Genomic DNA, 22875 nt, shown 5'->3' with positions numbered 1-22875 from the left:
AACATGAAGCATACGGGGGGCTGTGACGAAGACCAATTTGTCATGGCCCCCTTGCTGAATACGGAAAAGGAGGGAATAGAATGCAGAGCTTGCAGGACCCGGTCACTAATCTCAAAGGGATCGGGGCAAAACGGGCTGCTGATCTGGCGACGTTGGGGATCGACACGGTAGCCGATCTCCTGACCTACTATCCGACCCGCTACAATGATCTGACACCGGCAAACCTCCAGACGGCTAAGGATAAGCAGAAAGTTACCCTGGTTGGTCGGGTGGTGTCCGAACCCCTCCTGACCAGGTATGGCTATCGCCGGAGCCGGCTTAGCTTCCGGCTTCAGGTCGGTAACGACGTGGTGATGGTGACCTTCTTCAACCAGCCTTACCTGGAGAAGAAACTGGCCATTGACAAGACAGTGACCGTGATGGGAAAGTGGGATGCCCGCCGCCAGCAGGTGACTGCTAACCGCCTCCTCGCCTCGGCGCCCCAGGAGAGTAATGACTTCGGTGCCGTCTATTCCGTGAATAAGCACGTCAAGCAGGCATTGCTGCGGAGCCTGATCCGCCAGGCATATGAGGAATATCAGCGGGTAATTCCAACTCTCCTGCCAGCAACACTACGCCAGCGTTACCGACTGCTGGACCGGCGTCAGATGATCAAGGAACTCCACTTCCCAACCGACGCTGCTCAGGCCAAGGCCGCCCGGCGAACGGCTACCTATGAGGAGTTCTTCCTCTTCCAGCTGCGCCTGCAGGCAATTCGTCAGGCCCAGCGTCAGCAGGACGGCTTGCGAATCCTTTACCATAACGATGAGGTCAAGGCATTTATCTCTCAGATCGGCTTTGAGCTGACCACCGCCCAGAAGCGGGTGGTCAACGAGATCTGCGCCGACCTGCGCCGACCCTACCAGATGAACCGTCTCCTCCAGGGGGACGTTGGTTCTGGGAAGACAATCGTGGCGGCGATTGCCATCTACGCTGCAATTACGGCGGGTTACCAGGCAGCTCTAATGGCCCCAACCGAAATCCTGGCGGCCCAGCATGCTGAGAAGCTGGCTAAGACATTTGCCGGGACCCACGTTCGCATTGGCCTTTTGACCGGATCATTGTCCGCCAAGCAGCACCGCCAGCTGCGGGATGCCATCAAGCGCGGCGACATCAACCTGATCATTGGGACCCATGCCTTGATCCAAGATGACGTTGAATACGCTAATCTTGGCCTGGCAATTACCGACGAACAGCACCGTTTCGGGGTCAACCAGCGCCAACGCCTGCGGGAGAAGGGGGACCACCCTGATATTCTGGCGATGACGGCCACACCGATTCCGCGGACTCTGGCCATCACGGCTTATGGTGAGATGGACGTCTCAATCATTGATGAACTGCCAGCCGGGCGGAAGCCAATTCAGACCAAATGGTTCAAGGTTGACCAACAAAACGCGGCCCTTCATTTCTTACGTGATCAGCTGGCCGTTGGCGCCCAGGCCTACGTGGTCAGTCCCCTGATTGAGGAATCCGAAGCCCTAGACGTCCAAAACGCCACCGACCTCTATCAGCAGCTGGCCGCCTATTTTGCCCCCGACTATCAGGTTGGTCTCCTTCATGGGCGGATGACGGCTGATGAGAAGGACCAGGTCATGCACGAATTTCAGGACGGTAAAACTCAGGTTCTGGTTTCAACCACCGTTATCGAGGTTGGAGTCGATAACCCGAACGCAACGGTGATGATCATCTATAACGCTGACCGCTTCGGCCTGGCCCAGCTTCATCAATTGCGGGGGCGGGTTGGTCGTGGCGATCGGCAGAGTTACTGCCTCCTGCTGGCCGATCCTAAGACCGATGACGGCAAGGCCCGGATGAAGACGATGGTGGCAACCAATGATGGTTTCAAGGTGGCCCAGCGTGACCTGGAGCTGCGCGGGTCTGGGGACGTCTTGGGCCGTAAGCAGTCCGGATTGCCGGACTTTAAGGTCGGCGATCCGGTGGGGGACCTGAAGATCCTTCAGATTGCTCGCAACGATGCCGAGCAGTTGCTGAAGACTCCCCACTGGGACGCAATTGACGATAATCAACCGCTGGTGCTGTACTTGAAACGTCACCAGCTAGAAACACATTTCGATTAAGGAGCGATTCTACTATGAAAATTGCAGTTGATGCGATGGGTGGCGACAACGCACCCAAGGTAATTGTGGAAGGGGTAGAACAGGCCCGTGACCTGTATCCCGACCTGGAGTTTAACCTCTATGGCAATCCTGATGCCATTAAGCCGCTGATCCAAAACAACACGCGACTGACCATTATCCCAACCAGTGACGATATCACAATGGGTGAGGAACCGGTCCGGGCGATCCGGCACAAGAAGGACTCCTCGATCGTAAAAGCCGCTACTGCTGTTAAGAAAGGGGAAGCAGACGCCTTCTTCTCCGCTGGCAACACCGGGGCAGTGTTGGCTGCCGGGATCTTCATCGTTGGTCGAATCAAGGGGATCGATCGGCCGGGACTGACTAGTGTCCTGCCGATCGCCAAACCTGGTGCTAGCCGGCACAGCTTTGTCTACCTTGATACAGGGGCCAACGCCGAGAGCAAGGAGAAGAACCTCCTCCAGTATGCCTACCTGGGTAAGTTCTATGCTGAGAGCGTCCTTGGGGTGGCGAACGCGCGGATTGCCCTGCTTAACAATGGAGCTGAGGAGGACAAGGGGGACTCCCTCCATAAGGCAGTTTGGCAGCAGCTCAACGCCCGCGACGATCTGAACTTCATTGGCAATATTGAGTCGGGCGATCTCCTCTACGGCAAGGCCGACGTAGTAGTTAGCGACGGTTGGACCGCCAATGCTGCCCTAAAGGCCACTGAGGGAACGGCCAAGATGATGCTGACCCTGATCAAGCATGGAATCTTAAATGGCGGTTTGCGGGCCAAACTGGGTTACCTCCTGCTCAAACCGGTCTTCCACCAGATCGGCCAGACAATGAACACCTCGACCTATGGTGGTGCGGTCTTGCTCGGTCTGAAGGCACCAGTGGTTAAAACGCATGGAGCCGCCGACGCCCTGGCCGTCAAAAACACCATCGGCCAGATTCACACCATGCTGAAGGCTCAGCTGATTGAAAAGACTGTCGATTTCTTCACTGCCAATCCTGAAGTGGACAAGTCAGGAAAAAACGAATAGAATAAGGAAGTATTTTATAAAGTGAGGTTATAAGAATGGCTGATAATAGAAGAAAGGAAATCTTTGACAAGGTTTCCGAGATTGTAGCCGACCATTTTGATGTTGATCGGGCCAAGATTACCGATGAATTAAACCTAAAGACCGACTTAGACGCGGACTCCATTGACTTCGTTGAATTCGTTCTGGAACTTGAGGATACCTTTGGCTCAGAAATCGACGATGAAGACGCCGAGAAGCTGAGTACGATCGGTGAAGTGGTTGACTACATCGAACAGCACACAAACTAAAGCAAAAAAGCTCCAAAAATGGAGCTTTTTTATTTTCATTAACTGCGCAATGACGAGAACTCTAGTATAATAGGGAAGAATTAGCTAAGACACATAATTCAGAAAGGAAATAATTTTATATGATCAATGAACTACAAGACTACCTGGCCAAGGAATTTGATATTCATTTTGATGATCCGGAACTGTTGGCCGAGGCCTTTACCCAGGCTTCGTACGTCAACGAACACCCTAATCAGAATCTGAAGTTCTATGAGCGGATCGAATTTCTTGGCGATGCCGTGTTGGAACTGATCGTTTCAGAGTACATCTACAAACGTTACCCTGAGCTACCACAGGGGAAACTAACCCGGCTGCGGGCGGCAATGGTGTGTGAGGATAGCTTCTCTAAATTTGCCAAGGAATGCCACTTTGACCAGTATATCCGTTTAGGCAAGGGGGAGGAGAAGGCCGGCGCTCGCCAGCGTCCCGGTCTGCTCTGCGACATCTTTGAATCCTTCGTCGGTGCTCTCTACCTCGACCAGGGGCGGCCGACCGTTGAGAAGTTTGTCCGCCGGGTGATCTTTCCAAAGCTGGACATGGGCTGGTTCGACCATGCTGTTGATGCTAAGACCAGTCTTCAGGAATATCTCCAGCGCGACGGTGACGTCAAAATTGAGTACCACCTGCTTGATGAGACCGGGACGGAAAACGACCCTGAGTTCCACGTCAACGTGAAGGTGGACGGGCAGGTCATTGCTGACGGCCACGGTTCATCAAAGAAGCACGCCGAAATGCAGGCGGCCCAAAACGCCCTGAATAAGTTCCGCAAGCAAAACAATTAATAGGTGAGTGAAAGCGACAAATGCAGTTATTGTCTTTAACGTTAGACGGCTTTAAGTCGTTTGCCCAGAAGACCACGATCAAGTTTGAACCGGGGATGACCGGGATCATTGGTCCTAACGGTAGCGGCAAAAGCAACATTATCGAGGCGATTCGCTGGGTGATGGGTGAGCAGTCGGCTCGGCACCTGCGTGGTGACAAGATGGCCGATGTCATCTTTAACGGAGCTGCGGACCGACAGCCGCTGAACCGGGCCCTGGTTTCGATCACCCTGGACAACAGCGACCATTATCTGGCCAGCGACTTCCGCGAGCTGACAATCACCCGGAAACTCTACCGCAACGGGGACAGTGAGTACCTGATCAACGGTCAGAAGGTACGCTTGAAGGACATTACCGACCTCTTTATCGACTCTGGACTGGGACGGGAATCGTTTTCGATTATCTCCCAGGGCCGGGTGGCTGCGGTTTTCAACGGCAAACCAGTGGACCGGCGCGGGATTATCGAGACGGTGGCCGGAGTGGCCAAGTACAAGAAGAACAAGGAGACCGCCGAGAAACGGCTGACGGCGACGATGGACAATCTTAACCGGGTTAATGACATCATCAGTGAGCTGTCTCGGCAGTTGGAACCGCTGGCTGACGAGAGTGCCCTGGCCAAAGACTACCTGGAGCAGAAGAAGCAGTTTGACTTGCTCGACCGGACCCAGACCGTCCGTCGGTATGACCGGGAGCGTGACCACTTCGCCACGGTTCAGGCCAAGTACCGGCAGACTGCTAAACTGGTGGCCGATTACCAGGCCCAACAGACGAAGGTTGATGCCATGCTGACCAAACTGAAGCAGCGGCGCGCGGCCCTGCTCAAGCAGAAAGACGCTGCCCAGCAGGAAATTTTGGCCCAGACGGAGAAAATTGCCCAATTAAAAAATGAGCAGTCAATGTTTTCCATGAAGCGGGACCAGCAGCTGGCCGATCAGCGCCGCCTTAACGACCAGGCTGATCAACTAACCGCCCAGCTGAAGGACGCCGAACAAGCCCAGCAGGCTGCCGAAGAACAATTAGCGGCCCATCAACAGGAAATTGACCAGCACCAAGCCGACTACGACGCTGCCCAACGGATGAGCAGTGCCGAACGGATCCAGGCGTTGAACAAACAGCTGGGTGACCTGCGCAACCAGCAGATCAACCTGATGCAGGAGCTGACGACTGTGCACAACCAGCAGGCCTTCCTGAAGCGGAGCCATGAGCAGCGGGTCAGCCAGCAGAACCAGAACAGTAGCGAGCTTCAAGATAAGCAAGCCCAACTGACGAAACTGAAGGATGCCCAGCAGGGCCAGCGTCAGGAGAACGACCGTTTGAACCAGCAGGTGACCCAATTTCAGGATCAGGTGACCAGCCTGAATCGCCAACTGACGACGATCAGCCAGCAGTACCAGCAGGCCCAGCGTGATTGGTACGCGGCCCTGGGGGATGTCCATTCTACCAAGGCTCGGATCAAGAACTACCGGGCGATGAGTGAGGAGTATGCTGGTTACTACCAAGGGGTCCGAACCGTTCTACAAAACCGGCAGAATTTTCCGGGATTAGCAGGACCGGTCAGTGAGCTCTTTGATGTGCCTGCCAAGTTGACAACGGCCATTGAAACCGTCCTCGGCGGCCAGCTTCAGCAGCTGGTAGTTGACCAGCAGTCAACTGGGAAGCGGATAATCAGCTACCTGGTCCAGCACCGGGGCGGTCGGGCGACGATCCTGCCGCTTGACACCTTAATTCAGCGTCGACCTGCTGGTTCCTGGAACCACGTGGCGACGCTACCAGGTGTCGTCGGTCGGGCCGTTGATCTGATCCAATTCGATCCTCAGTTCCAAGTGGTAGCCGACTACCTGCTTGGAAACACGGTCGTGGCCGATAATCTCGATCACGCTACGGCAATTTCTCGGGCTGGGCACCACCAGCTTCGGGTTGTTACCCTGGATGGCCAGCTGATCAACGCCAGCGGGGCGATGACTGGTGGGGCCAACCGGCATCGCCAGCACGGTCTGCTGACTCAAAAGCAGCTTGGCAAGCAGCTGGCTGACCTCCTTGACCAACAGGAGGATCAGGTTAGCCAGACCGAGCAGCGCGTAGCTGAGCTAAAGGCCCAGCACGATAAGCTCGATCAGCAGTTAGCCACCCTGCAGGAACAACTTCATACGGCCCAGCTTGACCAGCATACCGCCCAGTCTCAGCTGACGATATTGGCTGACCGGCTCCAGGACCTTGATCGTCAGATCCAGGCCCTCCAATCTCAGGCGGCTCAACAAGGGAGTCAAGTCAAGAGTGACCAAGATCAGGTTGCCCAGCTGAAGGCAAAGGAGAATAAGGTGATCCAGCAGCAGCAGGTCACCAAGCAGGGGATCGACAAGCTGACTGCCCAGATCCACGACCTTGAAACTAACGCTTCAGCCCAAAACGAAGAGCTTCACCAGATGGAGCAGTGGTTAGCAGTAGCGGCCGAGCGCAAGCAGCAATTCCAACACCAGCTGGCGGCGGCCCGTCAGACGGTCACCGACACTCAGGCAGCTTTGACCCGGGTCAAGGATCAGCTGACGGTATTGGCAGCGGCGATGAACGATGATCATTCCGCAACGGCGGCCCAGCAGACCGCCCTGCAGGATGCCCAGAAGCAGCTGAGCAAGAGTAAGCACCAGGTCGAAGAAGCTGACCAGCAACTGACCAGTTTGGACGATGACCTGGCCATTCAGGAGGACCAACACCAGCGGACCGCCGCCCTTCAACAGGCGGCCAGTGATGATGCTGGTGACCTCAAGGCCCAGCAGGCACGCAGTGAAAGCCGGCTGGATCAGCTGCTCAACCATTTGAATGAGCAATACCAGCTGACGATTGATGCGGCCCGGCAGAATATTAGCGACCTGGACGATGACCAGCTTGCCCGTCAGTTGAAACTACTGCGGCGCGGATTGGCCGAACTGGGCGATGTCAACGTTGGCTCGATCGCTGAGTATGACCGGGTCAAGAAGCATTATGACTTTCTCAAGGGCCAGCAGGACGACCTACTGGCGGCCCGCAAGCAGCTCAACCAGACGATGGGTGAGATGGATAGTCAGGTCGAACAGCGCTTTACCCGGACCTTTAAACAGGTTTCGGCAGCCTTTGATGCAACCTTCAAACAAATTTTTGGTGGTGGGCAGGCCAAGCTGATCCTGACTGACCCGGACCACTTGTTAACGACGGGGATCGACATCATGGCGCAGCCACCTGGCAAGAAAAACCAGCACCTCAGCCTCCTCTCCGGGGGTGAGCGGGCCCTGACCGCTATCACCCTTCTGTTTGCGATCTTGAAGGTGCGGCCGGTACCATTTGCAATCCTGGACGAACCCGAGGCAGCCTTAGACGAGGTCAACGTGCAGCGCTTTGCTCAGTACCTGAACCGTTTCGGTAAGACGGGCCCTCAATTCATTGTCATTACCCACCGAAAGGGGACAATGATGGGGGCTGACGTTCTGTACGGGGTCACTATGCAGGAATCCGGGGTTTCGCGGATGGTTTCGGTCGATGTGATTGATACGATGAATGAAAAAGAAAATCAGAAGAAGGTGTAGAAATGGGATTATTTGATATTTTTCGCCGTCACAAGAAGAAGGAGAAAGAGCAGGAAAGCAGTGCAGCCGCCAGTCAGCAACCGAGTGCCCCCGCAGAATCGGCCGCCAGCCAGGCTGACCAGCCGACTGCTGCCTCGCAGCCAACGGCAAGCGTTGACCAAGCAACGAGTGCGGCTTCAACGACGCCAGCTGCTATTGCTGACCAGCAGTCAAGCACGCCTGAAAAGAAGGCAACTGAACCCGCAAGTACCCAGCCAACCGGTGCTACGTCGGCAATAAGAAGCGGCCAGCCAACTGCGGTCGCTCAGCCGACGGTCAGTGCCGAATCAACGGCAACTAATGAGCCAACAGCCAGTGTCGAATCAGCCGAGGCCCCTGAATCGGCGACCAGCCTCCAGTCCTCAGCTACGGTTCAGCCTACCACGGTTTCTGCCGCGGCCAGTGAAACGGCGGCGCGGGAGAAGGCAGTATCCGCGGCATCCGATCGTGCCGAGTCCGCTGCCCCAGAAGACGACAACACGACGCCAAGCAGTGAGGATGTAGCCACGTCAGCCGCAACGGTAGCAAGCAGCACGGCTGCCGCTGAAGAAGCTGCTTCCGCCGCCGATGAGACCAGTGAGGCGCCATCCAGTGAGCCTGAAGATGAGACCGACCAGGCCGCCCAGAAGTATGACCGTGGTCTGGCCAAGTCCCGGACCGGTTTTGGAGCCCGGCTCAACCGCTTCCTGGCTAACTTCCGCCACGTCGATGAGGACTTTTTCGATGACCTCGAGGACATGCTGATTGAATCAGATGTCGGCTATGACATGGCGATGAAGCTCAGCGATGAGCTCCGTGAAGAGGTCAAACTGGAAAACGCCAAGAGTAAGCAGGATGTTTCCAACGTCATCATCGAGAAGATGGTTGACCTCTACGATGAGGCCGGCAAAGATGAGAATCCGGACCTCAATATGGCTAAGGAGGGCCCGACGGTGATCATGTTCGTTGGGGTCAACGGTGCCGGAAAGACGACCACGATCGGCAAGATGGCGGCTCGTTTCAAGAAGCAGGGTAAGAAGGTCCTGCTGGCGGCCGCCGATACCTTCCGGGCTGGAGCCACCGAGCAGCTGGATGTCTGGGCCAAGCGAGACGGGGTTGACATCGTTACCGGACCGGAAAATGGTGATCCAGCTGCGGTTGTCTTTGATGCGGTCCAGAAGGCCAAGCAGGAAGACTACGACATTCTCTTTGTCGACACGGCTGGCCGGTTGCAGAACAAGGTCAACCTGATGAAGGAATTAGCCAAGATGAAACGGATTTTAACCCGGGAGATCCCGGACGCTCCCCATGAGGTCTTGCTGGTTCTGGATGCTACGACTGGACAGAATGCCTTGAACCAGGCTAAGCTCTTCAAGCAGAGTACCGATGTCACGGGAATTGTCTTGACCAAGCTCGACGGGACTGCCCGTGGGGGAATCGTCCTGGCGATCCGGAGCGAGCTGCACCTGCCTGTTAAATATGTCGGTCTTGGCGAAAAGGTGGACGACCTGCAGAAGTTTGACGCCAGCGACTTTGTCTACGGCCTTTTCAAGGGCCTGGTGGACGTCGATTAGGCAAGGTGAGATAGTATGGAAATCGAGAAGAATTACCGGATCAACTCCCTGTTTGAGTTCTACCAGCCCCTTTTGACCAAGAAGCAGAACGAGTACATGGACCTCTATTACGGGAATGACTACTCGCTCGGTGAGATTGCCGAGAACTTCAACATCAGTCGGCAGGCGGTCTACGACAACATCAAGCGGACAGAAAATATTCTCGAGAGTTACGAGGCCAAGCTGCACCTGTATGCGGAGTTTCAGGCCCGTAACCAGCAGGCTGACGAGATTCAACAGTATGTACGCACACACTACCCGGATGACGCCCGGCTCAACGAACTGGTGGGCCATCTGGAAAGCTTGGAGGAAGAATAGCAAATGGCATTTGAAGGATTAACAGAACGCCTGCAGAAGGCGATGGAAAAACTACGGCGCAAGCCCAAAGTTACGGAGGCCGACCTCCGGGAAACCATGCGGGAGATCCGCCTGGCCCTCTTGGAAGCCGATGTTAACTTCGCGGTTGTCAAGGACTTTGTAAAGAAGGTCCGCGAACAGGCCGCCGGGGCTGAGGTGCTGAAGGGCTTGAACCCAGCCCAGCAGATTGTCAAGATTGTCAACGACCAACTGACCGAACTGATGGGTGAGGAGGCTGTGCCGCTCAACAAGGCCGCTCACATTCCAACCGTAATCATGATGGTTGGGCTCCAAGGGGCCGGGAAGACGACCACGGCCGGCAAGTTGGCACTGCGTTTAAAAAACGAAAACCACGCCCGGCCGCTGTTCATTGCGGCCGACGTTTACCGGCCTGCCGCCATTACCCAGCTGCAGCAGGTGGCTGCGCAGATTGACGTTCCGGTCTTTGAGAAGGGGACCGATGTGGACCCTGTTGAGATCGTGCGTCAGGGGATGGAAGTCGCCAAACAGAACCATAATGACTATGTGATCATTGATACGGCCGGACGGCTTCAGATCGATGAGCAGCTAATGGACGAGCTGGCCAATATTAAGCAGCTGGTTCACCCGGATGAAATTCTCCTGGTAATCGATGCGATGACTGGACAGAACGCGGTTAACACTGCCCAGGGCTTCGATGATAAGCTTGACATCACCGGGGTGGTTTTGACCAAGCTTGATGGTGACACCCGTGGTGGGGCCGCCATGTCAATCCGGGCCGTTACTGGCAAGCCGATCAAGTTCGTCGGTGAAGGGGAAAAGATGGAAGATCTGGATGTCTTCCACCCCGACCGGATGGCCTCGCGAATTCTGGGCATGGGGGATATGATGACCCTGATCGAAAAGGCCCAGAAAAACTTCGATGAGGAACAGGCTCAGGAGACCATGGATAAGATGCGGGAGAACACGTTTGACTACAACGACTTCCTCGCTCAGATGGACCAGGTCACCAAGATGGGGCCGCTGGAGAACATCCTCAAGATGATGCCGGGAATGGCCAATAATCCGGCGTTAAAGAACGTTAACCTGGACCCGAAGCAGTTTGCCCATATCCGGGCGATCGTTCTCTCGATGACGCCAGCGGAACGGGAGAACCCCGACCTGATGAATCCGAGTCGGCGCCGGCGTCTGGCAGCGGGTTCCGGCCGGCCAATCGTTGAGGTTAACCGAATGATCAAGCAGTTCAACCAGATGCGTAAGATGATGAAGCAGGTTACCAACGGTAACATGAGTGGAATGGAAAACCTGTTCGGTGGTCAGATGCCCGGCGGCAAGATGGGACAGATGGCAATGAACCGGATGGCACGGAAGATGAAGAAGGATAAGCAAAAGCGGATCAAGAAACTCCGCAAGTTGCGTAAGAAGCGTTAATTTGAGAAAAATTTACGCCTGTCAAGAAAAACTACTTTACATTCCATTTGAAGGCTGGTATATTATTATCTGTTAAAAGAATTCAGGGAGGTGCAAAAGAATGTCCGTTAAAATTCGTTTAAAGCGCATGGGTTCAAAGAAGCGTCCTTTCTACCGGATTGTTGTCGCTGACTCACGTTCCCCACGTGATGGTCGTTTCATCACTTCATTAGGTACTTACAACCCATTGACTACTCCAAAGGAAGTTAAGTTCGACGAAGACGCCGTTATGGATTGGTTACAAAAGGGTGCACAACCTTCTGACACTGTTCGTAACATGCTGCAAAAGGCTGGCGTTATGAAGAAGTACCACGAAGCTAAGTACGCTGCAAAGAAGTAGTGATGAGTAATCATGACCGAGACTGATATCGAAGCGTTGATTCGTAGTTTGGTAACCCCACTTTTGCGGCATCCAGAATCATTATCGATTACGGTGACCGACAGTGATCGTTTTCGGCGCTACACCGTTAATGTTGATCGTGCAGACGTGGGCCGGCTGATTGGCCGACAGGGCCACGTCGCTGCAGCACTACGGACAGTAGTTGAGGGCGCACGTCCTCGACGCAACAACGCCAAGAAGATCCGGTTACTGATTAATGATCATCGACACTAAATAAAACCTCCCACACCAACCTGTGGGAGGTTTTACCATTTTAGGAGGGAAACATGGATTTTTATAATGTTGGTAAGATTGTGAACACCCACGGCATCCGTGGTGAGGTCCGGGTAATGCCGACCACCGACTTTGTGGACGAACGTTTTGCCCCGGGTCAGAACCTCTACCTTAAACAGGCAGGGGAGCCGTTGCAGCTGACGGTGGGGACGGCCCGCCAGCACAAGGGCTTTATCTTGGTGAAATTTGTTGGCTACGACAATATCAATGATGTCCAGGCCTTCCGTGACCATGAGCTAATGGTCAGCGGGGCCGACCAGCAGCCGCTGGCAGATGGCCAGTATTACTACCACCAGATCATTGGCTTGGCAGTTAAGACGGTTGATGGTGAAGCCGTTGGAACCATCAAGGAGATCCTCTCACCAGGGGCTAACGATGTCTGGGTTGTCCAACGTGCTGGCAAGCAAGACCTTCTCCTGCCGGTGATCGATGATGTGGTCAAGGACGTCGACCTCGACAACGGTGAAGTCACAGTTGAATTAATGGAAGGACTAGAATAGTGCGAATTGATATTTTAAGCTTATTTCCAGATATGTTTCAGGCAACCCTGGGTGAATCGATTGTCGGTCGGGCCCAGGAGGGTGGCTTCCTCGACATCAATGTTACTGACTTTCGCCAGTACACGACCGATAAGCACAATCACGTCGACGATGCCCCGTTCGGCGGGGGCGCAGGGATGCTTCTCCAGCCTCAGCCGATTTTTGACGCGATGGCAGCAATTCAGGAGGAGACAAAGGACACCTATCCGAAGGGCCGGGTAATCCTGATGGACCCGGCTGGACGGCGTTTTGACCAGGACTACGCCCAGGAGCTAGCGATGGAGGATCACCTGACCTTTATCTGTGGTCACTATGAAGGCTATGACGAGCGGATTCGCCACCTGGTCACGGATGAGGCCTCACTAGGTGATTACGTGCTGACCGGAGGCGAGCTGGCGGCGATGGTGATGATCGATGCTACCGTTCGCTTCGTGCCAGGTGTATTGGGCAACCAGGCCTCACCGATGGGTGACTCCTTCAGCAACGGCCTGCTGGAATTCCCCCAGTATACCCGCCCGGCAGACTTTCGTGGGATGAAGGTACCAGAGGTGTTGACCAGCGGTAACCACCAAAAGATTCGCGAGTGGCGGATGCGCGAGTCCCTGCGGCGGACTCTCCACCGGCGGCCTGACCTTCTCAAGACGGCTAAACTGACTCGTGAGCAGCAGCTGATGCTGGAGGACATCAAGCTCGAAGAAGACCCGGATGTTCCGGATTAATGGTGGGCTGGATGAAAAAACTAATTCAACGTTTGCTCTTAAAACAAGATCCAGCAGTCTATGAGGCAAAGGATTCAAAACTAACTCCCAGTCTGCGGACAATTGACCTGATCGGCCTCGGAACGGGGATGGTAGTCGGCACGGCGATCTTCACTCTGCCCGGGATCGTGGCGGCGGAGCACACCGGGCCAGCTGTCCCATTGGCTTTCATTGTGGCAGCGATTGGGGCGGGGCTGTCAGCCTTGGCCTATGCGGAAACGTCCTCGGTCCTGCCCTTTGCTGGGTCGGCCTTCTCCTGGATCAACGTCCTTTTTGGTGAATTCTTCGGCTGGATTGCCGGCTGGGCCCTGCTGGCCGAGTACTTCATCTCAGTAGCCTTTGTTGCCTCTGGCTGCTCGGCCTACATGCAGGGGTTTCTGGCCAGTCTCGGTGTCCGCTTGCCCCGGGCGCTTACCGGCGGCTTTGACCCCGGCCACGGTTCCTATGTCGATGTTCTGGCGGCCTTGGCAATCCTGGTCGTCGGCATTTTGATCTCGCGAGGATTGCACCAGGTGAGTCGGATTGAAAATATCATCGTGGCGGTTAAGCTCCTAGTGATATTAATGTTCATCGTCGTTGGGGCGACGGCCATCCAGACCAAAAACTATGTTCCCTTTATTCCGCCGCACCGGCCGGGCACCAGCTTTGGCGGCTGGCAGGGGATCCTGGCTGGGACCGCGCAGATATTCATTGCCTACGTCGGCTTTGATGCAATCGCGGCCAATACCGCCGAAACCCGGAATCCGCAGAAGACAATGCCCCGGGGTCTGATCGGGACCCTAGTATTGGGGACCGGCTTCTTTATCGCTGTTTCCCTAGTTTTGGTGGGGATGTTCAAATACAACCGCTACGCCAATAATGCCGAGCCGGCCGCCTGGGCCCTCCGCCACGCCGGCCACTACTTCACGGCTAACCTGCTATCGGTGGTAGCGATTGTTGGGATCTTCTCCGCTTTAATTGCCATCTTGCTGGCCTCATCGCGGCTGATCTATGCCTTCGGACGTGATGGGCTTCTCCCTAAGACCCTTGGCGTGATTGACGATCGTCACGTACCTAATCACGCTCTCTGGCTGATCACGGTGCTGGCAATGATTCTGGGTTCTGTCTTTCCGTTTACCTTCCTGGCAACACTGGTCTCGGCGGGGACCTTGGTGGCCTTTATCTTTGTCTCCCTGGGAATTTATGCCCTGCGTCCGCGTGAGGGGCGAGACTTGCCAGAGGCTCAGTTCAAGATGCCTTGGTACCCAGTATTGCCGGCGGTCTCGGCCTTGTTTTCGGCTGTGATCTTCTGGGGGCTGAACATCGATGCTAAAATCTTGATGATTGGCTGGTTTGCGATTGGTCTGGTGATCTATTTTGTCTACGGATTGCGTCATTCGATTATCAATCAGGAACACCGAAAATAGGCCTTGCAAGTTAGACCAAAAACTTGTATAGTAGTTATTGGCTGTTTAGCCATGAATAACGGTATTCCGCTGCCCCAAGCTGGGACATGAATGTCGGCGAAAGGAAAGAAATTATAATGCGTCAAAACAAGTTGATCGAAAAGATTACTGCTAGTCAATTACGTGATGATATTCCTGACTTCCGTGCCGGGGATACTGTTCGGGTTCACGCCAAGATCGTTGAAGGTTCACGTGAACGTATCCAAATGTTCGAAGGTGTTGTTATCAAGCGCCATGGTGCTGGTATCAGCGCTACCTACACTGTTCGGAAGATCAGTAACGGTGTCGGTGTTGAACGTACTTTCCCACTTCACTCACCACGTGTTGAAAAGATCGATGTTCTCCGTCATGGTCGGGTACGTCGTGCTAAGCTGTACTACCTGCGGGCACGGACTGGTAAGGCTACTCGTATTGCTGAACGTCGTCGCGACAATGAAAAGTAATCATATCATAGGGACTCCTGCCTGGCAGGGGTTCTTTTTTTACTTTAAAAAATTTTACCAGTGCTTAGCAACCATCATGGGGCGGATTAGAACGATTTACTACGTCGCCGGTCGGTTTGCATTTCCAAAGTCCCCGTGCCATAATACGAGCAACGCAAAATAAATGATGTCAGCGAGCATCAATTTTGGAGGTCAATTGAATATGCAACAAACAAGTACGCAATTTAGGCACACCATGACGAAGAACCAGAAGTGGGTGATGGCATCCACCGCGGCGGGGTTCTCGTTGGAAAACATGGACATTATGTTTCTCTCCTTTGCCTTGGCACCGATCATCGCTGAGCTGCACATCTCAAGTACGGCAGCCGGTTGGATCGGTTCGATCACGAATCTCGGTATGTTAGCCGGCGGCGCCATCTTCGGACTTGTCGGCGATCGTATCGGCCGGGTCAAGACCTTCACCTATACGATCTTTATTTTTGCCTTCGCTACTGCGGCAATGTTCTTTGCCCACAGCCTGTCGATGATCTACACGATGCGGTTCCTAGCGGGAATCGGTGCCGGTGGCGAGTATGGGGTCGGTATTGCCTTGATCGCCGAGAACTTTCGGCCAAGTCAGCTTGGCCGGTTAACTTCGGTCGCGGCGATCGGCGGTCAAGTTGGGGCGATCTTTGCGGCTGTGATGGCGGCCTACATTATTCCGGCATTTGGCTGGAACGCGCTCTTCCTGCTGGGGATTATTCCGGTAGTCCTGACCTTCTTCATTCGGCGTCACGTTCATGAAAGCAGTGAGTTCATCACCGCTCACGCTCATGCGGTTGAGACCCATGAGAAGATCGCGGTTAGTCGGCTCTTTGCCACGCCAGCGCTGGCCCTGCAGACTTTGGGGCTGATGGTAATGACGATTGTCCAGATTGCTGGTTACTTCGGTTTGATGAACTGGTTACCGTCGATTGTTCAGAAGCAGCAGGGCCTGTCGGTGTCCGGATCCTCACTCTGGATGGTGGCCACGATCATCGGTATGAGTATTGGAATGATGGTTTTTGGTACGATCATGGATAATCTCGGTCCCCGCTGGGCATTCGGGATCTTCCTGCTGGGGTCCGCTTCGGTCATGTTTGCAATTCTGATGGTTAAGAGTGCCGTCGCCCTGATCCTAGCCGGAGCCTTGATCGGATTCTTCTCCAACGGGATGTTTGGTGGATATGGGGCGGTCATCAGCCGTCTCTACCCAACTGAGATCCGGTCGACGGCCAACAGTATCATCATGAACGTCGGTCGGGCGATCGGCGGCTTCTCCTCGGTGGTTATCGGTCTGCTGATGGATCACTACACCTTGGCGGTCACGATGGGGTGCCTATCCGCACTCTACATCATCTCCTTCCTGGTCATGGAGGCCCTGCCGGGGATGCGGAAACTAGCGCACTAGCTTGAACGATGGCGAAAACTCTGCTACGGGTTTTCGCCATTTGTCATTTGGTGGTAGGATAGGGGCACAGTAGACGAGGTGATAATTATGCAAATTATAAGAGAACAGACAGCCGCCGCGGCTAGTGCCAAGGCCTTTGAGATTGTTGCCGACATGGCCCGTCACAACCAGCTTCAGGTGATGGGACTCGCAACGGGGAGCACGCCGCTGGACCTGTATAAGCTGATCTGTGCGAGTGATCTGGACTTTAGCCGGACCAGCTCGGTCAATCTGGATGAGTATGTGGGCCTTAAGCCGACCGACCCGCAGAGCTACCATCATTTTATGCAGAAACATCTCTTTAGCGTTAAGCCCTTTAAGGAATCCTTCTTCCCGGACGGGACCAATCCCGATGCTGGGGCAGTGGCCAAGGCGTATGATCGGATCCTGGCCGACCACCCGATTGACTTGCAGGTGCTGGGTATCGGCCGTAACGGCCACATTGGTTTCAATGAACCGGGGACGGCCTTCGATAGTCATACTCACCGGGTAGCGCTGACGCCGTCGACGATTGCTGCCAACGCCCGTTTTTTCGCTAAACCCGAATTGGTACCGCACTACGCTTACACGATGGGAATTGCCTCGATTATGGCAGCCAAGCAGATTATTCTATTGGCCTTTGGTAAAGAGAAGGCCGCGGCGATTCGGGCTACCATCAAGGGCCCGGTTACCACGGCTGTACCGGCTTCAATCCTTCAGCGTCATCCGAACGTGACGGTGGTCCTGGATGCGGCTGCTGCCAGTCAGATATAAAGAAAACGTCATCGACCTGGATTTGGCCGATGGCGTTTTTCTTTACTTATCCCAGTTGATCTGCCGGTAGTTGTGGGCAGTACTGCGCCCGATCACTTGACCGTTCAGGTAGACGGTGGTCTTACAGCCCCTTTGGACGGCGGCTTGGTTGAAGTTAGCCAGGCCGTTGTCCATCAGGGTGCCGATCACGCCGTTTTGCATGGTATCGATCAAGAGACTGCGGCGCGCCTTGCTGAGCTGGAAGATGTCGTCATTGACGTCAACCTTGAGCGTGTGCTTGCCAGTAAAGGTGATCTGCTTGATGCTGGTGAACCCGCGGAATTGCTTATCGCTGGATTCATACTGCTGGCAGTTGGCGAGATAGCTGGCGATGTCGCGATTGGCTAGGGTGTGGTCCTCGTTGCTGGCCGCTTGGACGACTGGCTGGAGCGGGGCCTGGTTGATGACTACCGTGCTGGCGCTAGCTATACCGAAACCGGCAACCAGGGCCAGCGTTGATGTAGTGAATTTATTCATGATAATTTCCTCCCATCTGGATATCCACCGCTATATTATGACCGTTTCCGGTGGCAAGGGCAAGTGCTAATAGTCACAAGGGAAAAGACTGTTAATAATAGTCGATAAGGTATAAACTGTAACCGTATTCAATTTTAATTAGAAGGTGGATAACAATGTTCTTTATCGATACCAGCCGCAATGGCCAGCCCGTCCATGATGCCCTAGTCAATCAGTCCCTGGATAACTACCTGATCAACGACCTGCGCCTGCCGGGTCACGGTTTGATCTGCTACATCAACCAGCCATCTGTTATCATCGGTGTTAACCAGAATGCTTATGCCGAGATTGACCTCCCCTATCTCAAAAAGCACAACATTGAGCTGGTACGGCGGTCCAGTGGTGGCGGGGCCGTTTACCACGACTTTGGCAACCTGGTCTTTGAAAATATCGTAGTTGGCGATACCAGTAAGTTCGGCGATTTCCATGCTATCGGGGATCCGGTAGTCGACGCCCTTCACGATCTCGGCGTTAAGTCGGCTGAGGTTAGTGGGCGTAACGACATGACGATCGACGGCAAGAAGTTCTCCGGGATGGCAATCGTCAAGGGCGATAACGCCTATGCCGCCGGTGGTACGGTTATGTTCGACCTGAATATGACGGCGGCCAGCGAGGTCCTGACGCCGGAGAAGGATAAGCTGGCTTCCAAGGGGGTCAAGTCCGTCGATGCCCGGGTTACCAACATTAAGCCTTACTTGCCGGCTAAGTATCAGGAATGGACGACGGCGGACTTTAAGAACTACCTGCTCTGTCACATGTTCGGGGTTGACTCGATGGATCAGGTTGAAACCTACCACCTGACTGATCACGATTGGTCAATTATTGATCAGCGTCTTGATAAGCAGTACCGAACTGACGAGTGGAATTACGGGAAGAACCCAGGCTTTAAGCACTACGTTTCCAAACACTTCCCAATCGGTACTGTCTCCTTCAACTTTAACGAGAAAAACGGTCAGATCACTGAAGCCAAGGTTTACGGGGACTTCTTCACGGCCGGCAACCCGCACACTGTTGAGGATCACCTGGTCGGGACCAAGCTGGACAAGTACAGCCTAGTTGCCGCCTTAAACGCCAGTGACCTGAATGCCAATCTTGGCCGGGTTAGCGCCGACGACCTTGCTGATCTGATATTGGCCGACTAAGGGGGTGTGACCATGTGGCAGAAGATTGTTAATTGGATCAAACACCTATTCAAACATCAGGCTCCGGTGCATCGAGAGAAGAATGGCCTATGGTGGCGGGAGGACAACGGTTTGGTCAAAGTCGGTCTTGCCAGCCAGGTAATTGATGAGCTTGGCGACATTACCTTCCTGTCAACACCCCAGGTCGACGAGCTGGTAGATAAGAATGACCAGCTGATTGACATCGAGGGTGGCAAGGCGGTTGAAACCTTCAAGTCGCCGGCTAAGGGCAAGATCAGCCGGGTCTATGAAGACTACCAGAACGATCCGTCCAGCTTGAGCAAGGTCACAGACCCGCTCCTGGTGGAGATCAAACCGGCCTAACTAAAAAATCCGTCCAGCATGTGTTGGACGGATTTTTTGTCTATGTCTTAAAGATTATTTCTTCTCGTTGCGCAGGGCTGCGAGGAAGCTCTCGTGGCGCCGTTCCGCCTCCTCGTCCTTATCGATGAAGAAGTAGGCGACCGCGGCGAGTACCGCAACCACGGTGCCGACTAACAAGGTCTTAGCCGTGAAGTTGGTGACCATGTAGCAGGAGACCACCAGAGCCAGTGCCGGGATAATGTACTTACCCGGTAGCTTGAAGCCGTGGTTTGGGAACTCATTGGTATGCTTGAACTTGATCACCGCCAGGATTGATGGCACGTACTGAACGAAAGAGGCCAGCACGGTGCAGGAAACCAGGAAGAGGTAGCTCTGGGTGGCGAAGGCGGCTGTAAGGATAGCCGTCAGGATGATACCAACCCAGGGAGCGTCATGCTTATTCTTCTTGCCGATTACCTTCGGCAGCATCCCGTGTTCATTGGCTAAAGAAGCCACTAGGGACGGGGCGTTGAATGACGCCGAAAAGGCGACCCCGAAGATACTGATCAGCATCCCTACAATAATTACCGTGTAGCCCCACTTGCCGATGGCATCGCCAAACACGCTTGCCAACGGGGTGGAATAGCCGCCAAGCCGGGATCCAGCGACCCCAATGGCGACAATCATCATCAAGGCGTCGAGGATCGTGACACTGATCATGACCGCAATTAGGACCCGGGGGATGTTCTTCTCCGGGTTGTTCATCTGTTTAGCGGCAATCGGCAAAAACGAAAAGCCGGTGAACAGGTAGAAGATCGGTGTGAAGGCCGCCCCAAAATGTTTGAAAAACGGGCCAGCCCCAGTCAGTGCGGCCGCTGGGATTACCGGTGAGAAATTAGCCTTATGGATGAAGAAGATGCCGACAACAATGAAAACAATCAGGGTCAGAATCTTGGCCGCCGCGGAGATGTTATTGACCGCCTTGACCAGGTCCCGGCCAAAGAAGTTGATGATAGCAAATAGGATGATCAGCGCCATTGCCGTTCCGTAGTAGGCGACGTGGTTATCAAAGACCGGCATAAAGCTCTTTAACGTGGTCAGCAGGGCCACGATTTCAGCGGCCAGGGTGCAGCATCCCAAAAACCAGGTAAATATTCCAAGCTCATAGCCGGTAAAGCGGCCAAAGGCGTTGTAGGAATATAGCCAGGCCGCCCCTGACCCCTTGAAGCGACTTGACAGGTCAGCGTAGCAAAGCGCAATCATCGAAACCGTCAGCGCCGTGCAGAGCAGGACAAGGACGGCCGACAGGTTCATGTAACGATAAATAACGGACGGGAGCAGGAATGTTCCGGACCCGATCACACCATTGATTCCTAAAAAGTAGATCGATATGAACGAGAGCTTTTTAGGGACGGAATTGTTATGATTCATTATAATCACCCCTAAAGATTTACTTTTACAAGTTCTATTGTAGTAGCAATTATTAAAATGTTAATAGCGCATCGTAAGCACAAATCAAAAATGGTCTAATTAGTAAAAATCGCTTGACATTGGCTTACGGATAGCTAATGATAGGGATGTATAAAAAATGGTCTAGTTAAAAGGAGCGGTTAATTTGCAAGCAACATTTCAAGGCGGATTCTTCATCAGTAGTGCGGACCCGGCGATTCTCATGGCTGCTGCGGCGATTGACGATAGTTGCAGTCTGGTCCTCAGTCAAGCCAGTTTGCAGGTCGATGTCCGACAACTGGCGAACATTCTGGCCAGTCATCGGCTCCTTCTGCCGCTGACTATTACTACCCCTCAGCAGATGCGGATCCAGGCCGAGGAGATGAGCTTGCTCGGCGACAATGTCTACGTTCAGGTACCGGCCATGACGAAGGGGCAGCTCAACACAGCCTTGATTCACGACCTCTTGACTGAGGGAGTTCCGCTGGCAGTTACTGGGTTAGTGACTCGTCAGGCCGTTAAGCGGGTTCTTGACCAGGCTATTGCAACGACGACTCCGCTGTTGATCATGATGGAGCCGGCGACCGCTTACTATGACCTGATCGTCAGCACCGCCCTGGCGCACCTCTTTCCGGCGGTCCAGCTTGTGGCGGGGGCACGTGACCAGCTGGCGATTTGCCGAGTCCAGCGGCTGGACGTCGATGGGGTAGCCATTACCACCGACCAGACAGCCATCGGCGCCAGTTGTCAGCTCAGTAGTTGCCAGGTCCAGTACTGAGAGGCAGTCGAAGTCAGTAGAGAAATTAGGTAAATAAATAAGCACCAAACGTCTGAAAATTGAACTGAAGTGCCTTGTAACTGTTAGAACTTTGTCTAACAATTATGAGGCACTTCATTGAACGTTTGGTGCTTGTTTTGGTTATTGTTAGTCGATATCGTCGCAGTAAACTACTGGCTTAATTAGGTCAGCAGGCTTGTTGTGCATCAGCTCCAGTGCGTCGGGGATCTTCTCGAAGCCATGGAACTTGTGGGTAATCATCAGTGAAGGATCTAAACGACCATTGGTGATTAAGCTTGCCAGCTTCTCCATCCGCAGACGGCCACCTGGCATAAGGCCGCCATCGATTGAAATGTTGGACATCCCAACACCCCAGTCACCAGCATTAATCTTAATTGTGTCATTACCGTTCAGGTAGGCAACGTTACCGATCGCGCCACCCGGCTTAGTCATCCGGCAAGCCTGGTCGAAGGTATGATCGGTGTCACCACCGGCGATCAGGACCTTATCGACACCCTTGTTGTCAGTTGCCTTCAGGATCTGGTCGGCGATGTCACCGTTATGGTAGTCAATGATGTCGGTTGCGCCGTACTTCTTAGCAACTTCCACGGTCTTTGGCCGGGAACCAATAGCGAAGATTCGACCAGCACCATGGAGAACAGCCCCGCGCAGTGCCATCAGGCCAACTGGGCCAATCCCGATTACGGCCACAGTATCACCGAATTCGACGTGTGCTAATTCGTCAGCGTGAAAACCAGTTGGAATCATATCGGACAGCATGCAGGCGACACCTGGATCCATTCCGGCCGGCATGTGGGCAAGGTTGCCGTCAGCGTCGTTAACGTGGAAGCGGGTGGCAAAGACTCCATCCTTGAAGTTGGAGAACTTCCAGCCAGCCAGCATCCCGCCGGAGTGAGAAGCATAACCCGCCTGGGAGTTCAACGCTGACCAATCGGGTGTTACTGCCGGAACTAAGACCTTGTCACCGACCTTGAAGTCCTTAACCTCATCACCGACGGCCATAATCTCACCGCAGACTTCATGACCGAGAATCATGTTGTGCCGGGGACCAATCGCATTTTCGTAAACAGTATGAATATCTGAGGTACATGGTGCGACTGCCAATGGCTTGACCAGGGCATCACGGTGTCCTAACTTAGGATCATCCTTTTCGATAAAGCCGGTTTCATTTGGACCGAGCATTGCAAAACCACGCATACAAATTC

At 54.1% G+C, this 22875-nt stretch carries 22 protein-coding genes; 19 read left to right on the top strand and 3 right to left on the bottom strand.

Annotated features, from left to right (window positions below):
• Nucleotides 1-80 precede the first annotated feature (80 nt).
• The 16 genes from recG (at nt 81) to CK797_RS00950 (ending at nt 17383) form a co-directional block, all read left to right on the top strand.
• Complete coding sequence (recG, locus tag CK797_RS01025; protein WP_104687965.1) at nt 81-2117, top strand: ATP-dependent DNA helicase RecG; 2037 nt, start codon at nt 81-83, stop codon at nt 2115-2117.
• Nucleotides 2118-2131: 14 nt separating this feature from the next.
• Nucleotides 2132-3163, top strand: a complete 1032-nt coding sequence (gene plsX / locus CK797_RS01020; protein WP_104687964.1) for a phosphate acyltransferase PlsX — start codon at nt 2132-2134, stop codon at nt 3161-3163.
• A gap of 35 nt (nt 3164-3198) precedes the next feature.
• Nucleotides 3199-3450, top strand: coding sequence for an acyl carrier protein (acpP, locus tag CK797_RS01015; protein WP_057806164.1), 252 nt, complete (start codon nt 3199-3201; stop codon nt 3448-3450).
• 119 nt (nt 3451-3569) lie between these two features.
• A complete protein-coding gene (gene rnc, locus CK797_RS01010) occupies nt 3570-4271 on the top strand; it encodes a ribonuclease III (RefSeq protein ID WP_104687963.1) in 702 nt (233 codons plus the stop codon).
• Nucleotides 4272-4291: 20 nt separating this feature from the next.
• A complete protein-coding gene (gene smc / locus CK797_RS01005; RefSeq protein WP_104687962.1) occupies nt 4292-7867 on the top strand; it encodes a chromosome segregation protein SMC in 3576 nt (1191 codons plus the stop codon).
• 2 nt (nt 7868-7869) lie between these two features.
• Nucleotides 7870-9459: a signal recognition particle-docking protein FtsY gene (ftsY, locus tag CK797_RS01000; RefSeq protein ID WP_104687961.1), complete on the top strand. Its 1590-nt coding sequence runs from the start codon at nt 7870-7872 to the stop codon at nt 9457-9459.
• A gap of 15 nt (nt 9460-9474) precedes the next feature.
• Nucleotides 9475-9816 carry a putative DNA-binding protein gene (locus CK797_RS00995; protein ID WP_104687960.1) on the top strand — a complete coding sequence of 114 codons (342 nt, stop codon included), beginning with the start codon at nt 9475-9477 and terminating at the stop codon, nt 9814-9816.
• Between the two features lie 3 nt (nt 9817-9819).
• Nucleotides 9820-11265: a signal recognition particle protein gene (gene ffh / locus CK797_RS00990; protein ID WP_104687959.1), complete on the top strand. Its 1446-nt coding sequence runs from the start codon at nt 9820-9822 to the stop codon at nt 11263-11265.
• Nucleotides 11266-11365: 100 nt separating this feature from the next.
• Nucleotides 11366-11644, top strand: coding sequence for a 30S ribosomal protein S16 (rpsP, locus tag CK797_RS00985; protein WP_104687958.1), 279 nt, complete (start codon nt 11366-11368; stop codon nt 11642-11644).
• Nucleotides 11645-11656: 12 nt separating this feature from the next.
• Nucleotides 11657-11917 (top strand): KH domain-containing protein, encoded by a 261-nt coding sequence (locus CK797_RS00980; RefSeq protein ID WP_104687957.1) that lies wholly within the window; start codon nt 11657-11659, stop codon nt 11915-11917.
• 53 nt (nt 11918-11970) lie between these two features.
• Entirely contained in the window at nt 11971-12477 is a 507-nt protein-coding gene (gene rimM, locus CK797_RS00975; RefSeq protein ID WP_104687956.1) for a ribosome maturation factor RimM, read from the top strand.
• Nucleotides 12477-13235 (top strand): tRNA (guanosine(37)-N1)-methyltransferase TrmD, encoded by a 759-nt coding sequence (trmD, locus tag CK797_RS00970; RefSeq protein WP_104687955.1) that lies wholly within the window; start codon nt 12477-12479, stop codon nt 13233-13235. The genes rimM and trmD overlap by 1 nt, the downstream gene beginning before the upstream one ends.
• 11 nt (nt 13236-13246) lie before the next feature.
• The gene (locus CK797_RS00965; protein ID WP_104688092.1) at nt 13247-14680 is read left to right on the top strand and encodes an APC family permease; all 1434 of its coding nucleotides are present in this window, start codon (nt 13247-13249) and stop codon (nt 14678-14680) included.
• Between the two features lie 116 nt (nt 14681-14796).
• Entirely contained in the window at nt 14797-15162 is a 366-nt protein-coding gene (gene rplS, locus CK797_RS00960; RefSeq protein WP_104687954.1) for a 50S ribosomal protein L19, read from the top strand.
• Between the two features lie 202 nt (nt 15163-15364).
• Entirely contained in the window at nt 15365-16591 is a 1227-nt protein-coding gene (locus CK797_RS00955) for an MFS transporter (protein WP_104687953.1), read from the top strand.
• An 87-nt stretch (nt 16592-16678) separates the two neighbouring features.
• Nucleotides 16679-17383, top strand: a complete 705-nt coding sequence (locus CK797_RS00950; protein ID WP_104687952.1) for a glucosamine-6-phosphate deaminase — start codon at nt 16679-16681, stop codon at nt 17381-17383.
• A 42-nt stretch (nt 17384-17425) separates the two neighbouring features.
• Here the strand turns inward: CK797_RS00950 and CK797_RS00945 are convergent, their stop codons facing one another.
• Nucleotides 17426-17899: a hypothetical protein gene (locus tag CK797_RS00945; protein WP_104687951.1), complete on the bottom strand. Its 474-nt coding sequence runs from the start codon at nt 17897-17899 to the stop codon at nt 17426-17428.
• A gap of 155 nt (nt 17900-18054) precedes the next feature.
• Between CK797_RS00945 and CK797_RS00940 the strand changes: the two genes are divergently transcribed.
• The gene (locus CK797_RS00940; protein WP_104687950.1) at nt 18055-19080 is read left to right on the top strand and encodes a lipoate--protein ligase; all 1026 of its coding nucleotides are present in this window, start codon (nt 18055-18057) and stop codon (nt 19078-19080) included.
• A gap of 12 nt (nt 19081-19092) precedes the next feature.
• Nucleotides 19093-19443, top strand: a complete 351-nt coding sequence (locus tag CK797_RS00935) for a hypothetical protein (RefSeq protein WP_104687949.1) — start codon at nt 19093-19095, stop codon at nt 19441-19443.
• A gap of 54 nt (nt 19444-19497) precedes the next feature.
• On the opposite strand, the gene CK797_RS00930 is transcribed toward CK797_RS00935, so the two are convergent.
• The gene (locus CK797_RS00930; RefSeq protein ID WP_104687948.1) at nt 19498-20853 is read right to left on the bottom strand and encodes an APC family permease; all 1356 of its coding nucleotides are present in this window, start codon (nt 20851-20853) and stop codon (nt 19498-19500) included.
• 184 nt (nt 20854-21037) lie between these two features.
• Between CK797_RS00930 and CK797_RS00925 the strand changes: the two genes are divergently transcribed.
• Nucleotides 21038-21649, top strand: coding sequence for a hypothetical protein (locus CK797_RS00925; protein ID WP_104687947.1), 612 nt, complete (start codon nt 21038-21040; stop codon nt 21647-21649).
• A 147-nt stretch (nt 21650-21796) separates the two neighbouring features.
• Here the strand turns inward: CK797_RS00925 and CK797_RS00920 are convergent, their stop codons facing one another.
• The gene (locus CK797_RS00920; RefSeq protein ID WP_104687946.1) at nt 21797-22867 is read right to left on the bottom strand and encodes an NAD(P)-dependent alcohol dehydrogenase; all 1071 of its coding nucleotides are present in this window, start codon (nt 22865-22867) and stop codon (nt 21797-21799) included.
• Between the last annotated feature and the right edge of the window lie 8 nt (nt 22868-22875).

This window comes from Limosilactobacillus pontis, assembly GCF_002940945.1.
In the GTDB taxonomy this organism is placed as follows: domain Bacteria; phylum Bacillota; class Bacilli; order Lactobacillales; family Lactobacillaceae; genus Limosilactobacillus; species Limosilactobacillus pontis_A.
This window is presented reverse-complemented; position numbering and strand designations above follow the sequence as displayed.